We start from the raw sequence: 6,934 nt of genomic DNA, 5'->3' as shown, positions 1-6,934 counted from the left end.
GAGACAGGAAAAAATAGATCAATATTTAGGAGGAGTTCATCTTGAATCCTTATGCATTTTTGGCAATAGCCATCCTAAGTGAAGTGTTTGGCAGTTCGATGTTAAAAGTATCAAACGGGTTTAAAAGGTTATTCCCTTCCATAGGTGTGGTAATTGGAATGGGTTTGGCTTTTTATTGCCTATCGTTATCATTAATAACCATACCGCTTGGAACGGCTTATGCCATTTGGTCAGGAATAGGCACAGCTTTAACTGCTTTAGTCGGAGTTATCGTTTATAAAGAAAGCTTTAACGTGAAAAAATTTTTAGGTTTAGTCCTGATCATTGGAGGAGTGGTGGTTTTGAAACTCTCAAGTGGAGGCAATTAACAATTTAGTAATCGGAGGTAATAGTATGAAAGGATACATGGCTTTAGGAATATCCATCTTTAGCGAAGTCTTTGGTACGACCATGCTTAAGTTGTCTGAAGGATTCACGCATTTATTCGCTTCACTTGGGGTTATAATAGGATTTGGAATTGCATTTTATAGCTTATCTATATGTCTTAAAACAATTCCGTTAAGCTTGGCTTATGCCATTTGGTCCGGAATAGGCACAGCTTTAACAGCATTAATTGGCGTACTATTATGGAGTGAGCCATTTAGTATCACTACATTAGGTGGCTTAGTATTAATCATTGGTGGAGTGGCGTTACTAAATGCTTCCCATACTCACAAACAAGCAGAAGGATCGTCAAACTAATGGTTTGATGATCTTCCTCTCCCCCGCTCGTTTAAAAATAAAAGGCTCTTTTCTAAAAGATTGTTGCTATTAGAAAAATGAATTGTATAATATTAGAAAAATGAATTGTATAATATTAGAAATAACTGAAAGGTCTGTTAATATCTAATTAGGAGGTGTTTAGATGAAATTAAAGAGCTTCATAGTTACCTTTGGTTCATTTGTATTGACGACAGGAATGCTTTATCTGGTTGGTCATATGTTTACTATTCCTTGGTTAATGTTCCATCACGAATATACCGAGAACGGAAACGGCTTCTTCATTTCAGCTGGTTCGTTGGTTCCACTAATTATCGGTCTGATTGTATGTTTTTTTGCAGAAAAGATTTATATATACAAGTTCCGATAAAAACTTGAAAACGGTTGTAAAATACACCCGTTGACAGGAAGTGAGAAGCAAATCTTTTAGGCGTCCTTGAAAAGGCACTTTTTTATTCAACTCAAGAAATTAGTGCCAGAAAAGGTAATTATCAATGTACTTAGTGGCCACTCCTTGAAAACGGTCCATCTGCTTTTTTTAACGTTTGTGGTAGCCATTTACGTGCTGGATATGATAATATCTTTTCTTACATAGACCTTCTTAATTACGTTAATAGGTTCATGCTGAAGAACCTTCATTATCGCGATTTTCTTAAAGTAAGTGGCTGTATCAGTGCAAAGCAGAGGTGTCGGTATGGCTTCCTCTCACCTTGTCCAACTCGACAGCAGTATCTCGTCCTTTTCCTGCTCAAGGAACAAATCTTCTTTAATAGCATTAAAGAGCTTTAAATGTTGTTTTGGAGTAAGGACTGAAAAATCCTGATAAATATCTAACCACATTGTTGAATGCCCTCCTGTATAATCCATTATTCGAATAAATAGTTTGATTCCAATATCAACAATCCAATACGAAAACAGCCAAATAGAAAGAGTCCAATTCGATGTCTATAAGAATAACACGATACATTAACAGCATTAAAAAAAGGCCGCCACGGCGACCTTCTCCTTTTGACTAGAGCTGACCTTTCATGAATCAGTCCAGTCCTCCCATATAATTCCACAGCGTTTTCCTTGGCAATCTAATTGTTTTTTCATTTCATCCTTAGACTGCCATTCACCAAATACCTTTAGCATTCACCAGGTTCTTCGTGCAAAGTCCGTGAACTTGAATTTATCGGGTCTATGCCTGGATTCACTATACTGAAACAAACTTCCATCGATTAAATGAACCGTACTTTTCACCACTGCCACCATATCGAAGTCTTCAATGTCCAATAATTGTCTATCTTCTTCACTGCATGGCTCCACGGTAATTTCCTTATTGGAAAAACCGATCTGGAGTCCGAGTCCCTTTTCGATATATCCATAAATCGAATCCTCGCAAATTTCCTTCGTCAGGTTGGTTACGAACTCGCTTTTGAAATAGTCTTTATCCAGTATGATTTTCTTGCCGTTGATTTGCCGTACCCGAAACACTTTCCACACTTTACCACCATCCGTTAAGTCCAGAAGCTTGGCCATGTTAGCGTCAGGGCTCTCAAGCTCCAACTTATGGATGATCGTTTTGGAATGCAAATTCAACTTTTCCACCATTTCTTTATAGGAAATCAACCCTGCTACAGGAAAATTAAATTTGCTGAAATCCAAGACAAATGAACCCTTGCCTTTGATTTTATGGATATATCCATTTTGTTCAAGCAACTGTAATGACTTTCTCACAGTATCCCTGGATAAGCCATACTCTTCCATGAAGCTGCTTTCGGAAGGAAGCTTGGAATTTGTCGGAAAGGTTCCTTCTTCAATTTTTGAAACGATATCACTATATAGCGATAGATACTTGCTGTTCATTTCATCACCACAATATATTTTCTTAGTTGCTACTTGTCCTTTTTCAACAAATAGACAACCGATTCATAGGGTCGAAGGATAAAATCACCTTCAATTTCTTTCGAATCGATATAGTTTGAGAGCAAGAGCTCCGAGTTGTATCCGAATAGGTCCATATCTTTTGGGATCTCGAAGGACGCTTCCTTTGCATAAAAGTTATTGATGACCAAAAGTTTCTCGTCTTCATAACTGCGAACATAAGCGAACAATTGGTCATGGCCGCCAAGAATTTCCTGGTAGTCCCCATATGCAATGATATCATGTTTCTTGCGTAAGAATATAAGTTTTTGGTAATGATGAAAAATGGAATCCTGATCCTTTAGTGCGTGTTCTGCGTTGATTACCTTAGCATTATCAGGCACTGAAATCCATGGCGTCACTTTTGTAAAGCCTGCGTGCTCCGTATCTTCCCACTGCATGGGAGTTCGAGAATTATCACGGGATTTAGCCTGAAGAATTTCGATTATATCCTGTTCATCCTTGCCTGCCTCTTTTAAAATATTATAATAATTAATCGATTCCACATCCCGATATTGACCAATATCATTGAATTTCGGGTTGGTCATTCCTATTTCCTCCCCTTGATAAATATAAGGGGTTCCCCTAAGCATATGAATGGATGTTGCCAGCATCTTGGCAGATTCCTTATGATACTCTTGATCATTCCCAAACCTGGATACGATCCTCGGCTGGTCATGGTTGCACCAGAACAGGGCATTCCATCCATTTCCTTCTTGCATCCCATACTGCCAGCTGCTTAGGATTTCCTTTAACTGCCTGAAGTCAAAATCTGCCACTGACCACTTTTCCCCATCTTTATAATCCACCTTTAGATGATGGAAACTGAATACCATGGACAGCTCCTTTTCAACTGGAGATGAATATTTGATGCAATGGTCAATGGTCGTCGATGACATTTCCCCTACAGTCATCACCTCTACATCCTTCCCAAATGTTTCTTCATGCATCTCTTTAAGGAATTGATGAATTTTGGGACCATCTGTATAAAAGCAGCGTCCATCTCCATCATCGTCATTTTCATAGAAGTCGGGTTTCGAAATAAGATTGATCACATCCAAACGGAAGCCTTTGACACCTTTATCCATCCAGAAGTTAACTACATTGAAGATTTCCTGCCTTACTCTGGGATTTTCCCAGTTAAGATCAGCTTGGGTCCGATCGAACAAGTGAAGGTAGTATTCATCATGTTCCGCTACATATTCCCATGCAGGGCCTCCGAATTTCGAAATCCAATTGGTAGGGGGCTCTCCATCTTTCGATTTCTTGAAAATATAATAGTCCTTATATTCTTTAACTCCAGACAATGCTTTTTGGAACCATTCATGCTCTGTTGATGTATGGTTGAATACCATATCCAACATGATTTGGATATCCCGCGAATTAGCATCCTTCACCAATCTTTCGAAATCATCCATCGTCCCGAAAACAGGATCAATGGATGTATAATCCGCTACATCATATCCATTATCATTCTGAGGGGAACGATAAAAAGGGGTCAGCCAAATATAATCCACTCCCAGTTCATTCAGATAATCAAGTTTTTCAATAACACCATTTATGTCCCCGATGCCGTCACCGTTCGAATCCTTAAATGACTTCGGATAAATTTGATAGATGGTACTTTTTTTAAAATCCTTCATTATGATTCCTCCTCTGCTATCCCTGATGTCTCTTTTGCCAGTATGTTAAAAAAGAGGGAGAATGCTCCCCCTCCGCGTTATTAAGCATTTAATTTCGTTGTTTTCGTTCTTGTTTTCAAATTCATTTTAGGACGTTTGGAAAATGCAATAGTCAAAATGAATGGCACAACGAAAGCAACCAACATCGCGAGTGCAAACATTCCCATGTGCTGTGGCTGGATGGATAGAATACCCGGAATCCCCCCAACACCGATGGAATTAGCCATTACTCCAGATCCGACTGAAACGATGCCTGCGAAAAGTGAACCGATCATACCGGCTAAGAACGGAAAGCCGTATTTCAGGTTAATCCCGAACATGGCTGGCTCGGTTACACCTAGATAACATGAAATCGTAGCGGGGATGGAAACTTGTCTTTCCTCCTGGTCCTTTCTGTTGATGTAAATCATCGCAAGCACTGCCGTTCCCTGTGCAATATTGGATAATGCGATCATCGGCCATAGGTTCGTACCGCCAAGTTCACTCATGAGCTGAAGATCGATTGCATTTGTCATGTGATGCAGTCCCGTGATGACAAGCGGTGCATAAGCAAAGCCGAAAACTGCAGCAAATAGCCAGCCAACTGATGAATTCAATCCGGAATATACAACCGTAGAAATCACAGAACCGATTTTCCAGCCTAAAGGCCCCAAAATGGTGTGGGCAATGATAACAGTTGGAAGTAAAGCGAAAAATGGAACGACGATCATGGAAATGGAATTATGCACTTTATCTCTCAAGAACCGTTCTAAATATGCCAAGACGAACCCTGCAAGTATCGCTGGGATGACTTGAGCCTGATAGCCGATCATGTCGACCTGGGCAAAACCGAAATCCCAAAAAGGTATGTCACTTGCCTTTGTGTTTGCCACTGCATATGCATTAAGAAGTTGTGGGGAAACCAGGGTCAAACCAAGGACGATGCCGAGAATTTGAGTCGTGCCCATTTTCTTCGAGATCGACCATGTAATCCCAACAGGAAGAAAATGAAAAATAGCTTCACCTATCAGCCAAAGGAAGGCATGGACCCCTGCCCAAAATTGGGAAATATCCACAAGGGTCTTTGTGCTATCATCGAACATTTTAATATCGCCGATGATATTGCGGAATCCAAGAATGAGTCCGCCAACGACAATGGCAGGAATCAGCGGGGTGAAAATATCCGCAAGATGGGCAATCATACGCTGCAGCCAGCTCATATTCTGTTTAGCTGCATTTTTCACATCTTCTTTTGACGCTTCCTGAAGTCCAGCTATGGAAACGAATTCATTATAAAACGATGATACCTCGTTCCCGATTATAACCTGGAACTGGCCAGCTTGTGTAAACGTTCCTTTCACAAGCTTAATCGATTCGATATTCGTTACATCTGCCTTGGAGGGATCTTTCAAAGCAAAACGCATTCTTGTCGCACAATGCGTAACCGTAGCAATATTCTCTTTCCCTCCGACATGTTGAAGCAAATCCGTTGCTGGTTCTGTGTATTTACCCATTTCACTACTTCCTTTCCCTAGAAAGCAAAATATAGTTGTTTTTATAACCTGTACGTATAGGTTCTGTATACGCTTTCATATTATCCTGTACGTACAGGTTGTGTCAAGAGCTTTTTCCCTCACTTTAATAGGATTGATTATCATGTGATTTCATTTACTATACTGTTATTGCTAATATGGATGTTTGATAACATCAACAATCTCTCATGTAAGATGATTGGCTATGGGGTTCTTAACATGAATAACTAGCTGAAAAATCCCGAAATAGGGTATTATGTTGACATAACCTCTAAATCAATATTTTAAAGGTTAGCATTTAACAGAAAAATGAGTGATGAACATATGTCTGAAATTAATAAATTTCCACTTATATCAGGTAATCTTTCTCTGGACTTAGTGAACACGGAACTAGTCAGTCGAGGTCAACGGCAAGACATATTACTTTCAGATCGGGATGTGTTGGACTTGCTTGCTGCAATAATAGGGAAAAACTCATATTGGGATAATCAGCTATTCTTGAAAATTAAAGAGAGAATTCAGCAGTTATTTGTAGGCATTATAGAAATGCGTACTATTTTAAGAAAACAATTTGAGTTAATTGCAGATGGAAATATGATTCCTGATGAGTTTATCGCTTTTTTAGAAAGTAAAATCGAAAAATCACCTTTCACTTATAAATTAATGGATCAAAGACTTGTTCCCATACCTGTTGGAGAAGCGGAAGATATCCTGCTATCTTATATTGCTTTTGACACATTAACATTAATCGAAGAAAAGAAGCTGTCATCACTAAAGTGATGCTCGAATGATGATTGCGTCGTGTTATTTATCGATGAAAGCGGAAGACGCAAGTGGTGTTCAATGAAAATATGCGGGAATAGAAAAAAGGTTGCCCGATTTCAACACCGAAAATCTGATGATGAATGAAGTTCCAACTTATTATATAAGTTGGCTTTTTATGGATTTTTAAAATAACCACTAGAAACTATATTTACAGGTTAGTTTGTTTCGTGTAAAGTCTAATTATATAAGGCAGTTTCCGCATACTTTGTTGCTATTTACCAAGTAATGTGGTGTGGTTGATTTCCCCTCCAG

The 6,934-nt window shown here is 39.1% G+C and carries 7 protein-coding genes and 2 pseudogenes; 4 read left to right on the top strand and 5 right to left on the bottom strand.

Annotated elements, in window-relative coordinates; all coding sequences use genetic code 11:
- The first annotated feature begins 41 nt into the window (after positions 1–41).
- The 3 genes from ACFVSH_RS21215 (at position 42) to ACFVSH_RS21205 (ending at position 1,129) form a co-directional block, all read left to right on the top strand.
- Positions 42–368 carry a DMT family transporter gene (locus ACFVSH_RS21215; RefSeq protein ID WP_387595304.1) on the top strand — a complete coding sequence of 109 codons (327 nt, stop codon included), beginning with the start codon at positions 42–44 and terminating at the stop codon, positions 366–368.
- A 25-nt stretch (positions 369–393) separates the two neighbouring features.
- Entirely contained in the window at positions 394–741 is a 348-nt protein-coding gene (locus ACFVSH_RS21210; protein WP_387595301.1) for a DMT family transporter, read from the top strand.
- Positions 742–904: 163 nt separating this feature from the next.
- Positions 905–1,129 (top strand): hypothetical protein, encoded by a 225-nt coding sequence (locus ACFVSH_RS21205; protein WP_387595298.1) that lies wholly within the window; start codon positions 905–907, stop codon positions 1,127–1,129.
- Here ACFVSH_RS21205 and ACFVSH_RS21200 read toward each other — a convergent pair.
- The 5 genes and pseudogenes from ACFVSH_RS21200 to treP all read right to left on the bottom strand — a co-directional run.
- Positions 1,067–1,507: pseudogene (locus ACFVSH_RS21200) on the bottom strand (hypothetical protein); the annotation flags it as partial. The gene ACFVSH_RS21205 and the pseudogene ACFVSH_RS21200 overlap by 63 nt on opposite strands.
- Positions 1,465–1,599, bottom strand: a complete 135-nt coding sequence (locus ACFVSH_RS21195) for a hypothetical protein (RefSeq protein WP_387707684.1) — start codon at positions 1,597–1,599, stop codon at positions 1,465–1,467. The gene ACFVSH_RS21195 and the pseudogene ACFVSH_RS21200, both read right to left, overlap by 43 nt.
- A 294-nt stretch (positions 1,600–1,893) precedes the next feature.
- Positions 1,894–2,607 (bottom strand): trehalose operon repressor, encoded by a 714-nt coding sequence (gene treR, locus ACFVSH_RS21190; protein ID WP_387595293.1) that lies wholly within the window; start codon positions 2,605–2,607, stop codon positions 1,894–1,896.
- Positions 2,608–2,636: 29 nt separating this feature from the next.
- On the bottom strand, positions 2,637–4,307 hold the full coding sequence (treC, locus tag ACFVSH_RS21185) for an alpha,alpha-phosphotrehalase (RefSeq protein ID WP_387707682.1): 1,671 nt from the start codon (positions 4,305–4,307) through the stop codon (positions 2,637–2,639).
- Between the two features lie 80 nt (positions 4,308–4,387).
- Positions 4,388–5,839 (bottom strand): PTS system trehalose-specific EIIBC component, encoded by a 1,452-nt coding sequence (treP, locus tag ACFVSH_RS21180; RefSeq protein WP_260287509.1) that lies wholly within the window; start codon positions 5,837–5,839, stop codon positions 4,388–4,390.
- Between the two features lie 342 nt (positions 5,840–6,181).
- On the opposite strand from treP, the pseudogene ACFVSH_RS21175 reads away from it, so the two are divergent.
- Positions 6,182–6,766 (top strand): annotated as a pseudogene (locus tag ACFVSH_RS21175) (CGNR zinc finger domain-containing protein).
- Positions 6,767–6,934 lie beyond the last annotated feature (168 nt).

Origin of the sequence: Peribacillus sp. NPDC058002 (assembly GCF_042886655.1) — a bacterium.
Lineage (GTDB): Bacteria > Bacillota > Bacilli > Bacillales > DSM-1321 > Peribacillus > Peribacillus aracenensis.
Note: the sequence above shows the minus strand (reverse complement) of the source record. Positions and strands in the feature narration are given on the sequence as shown.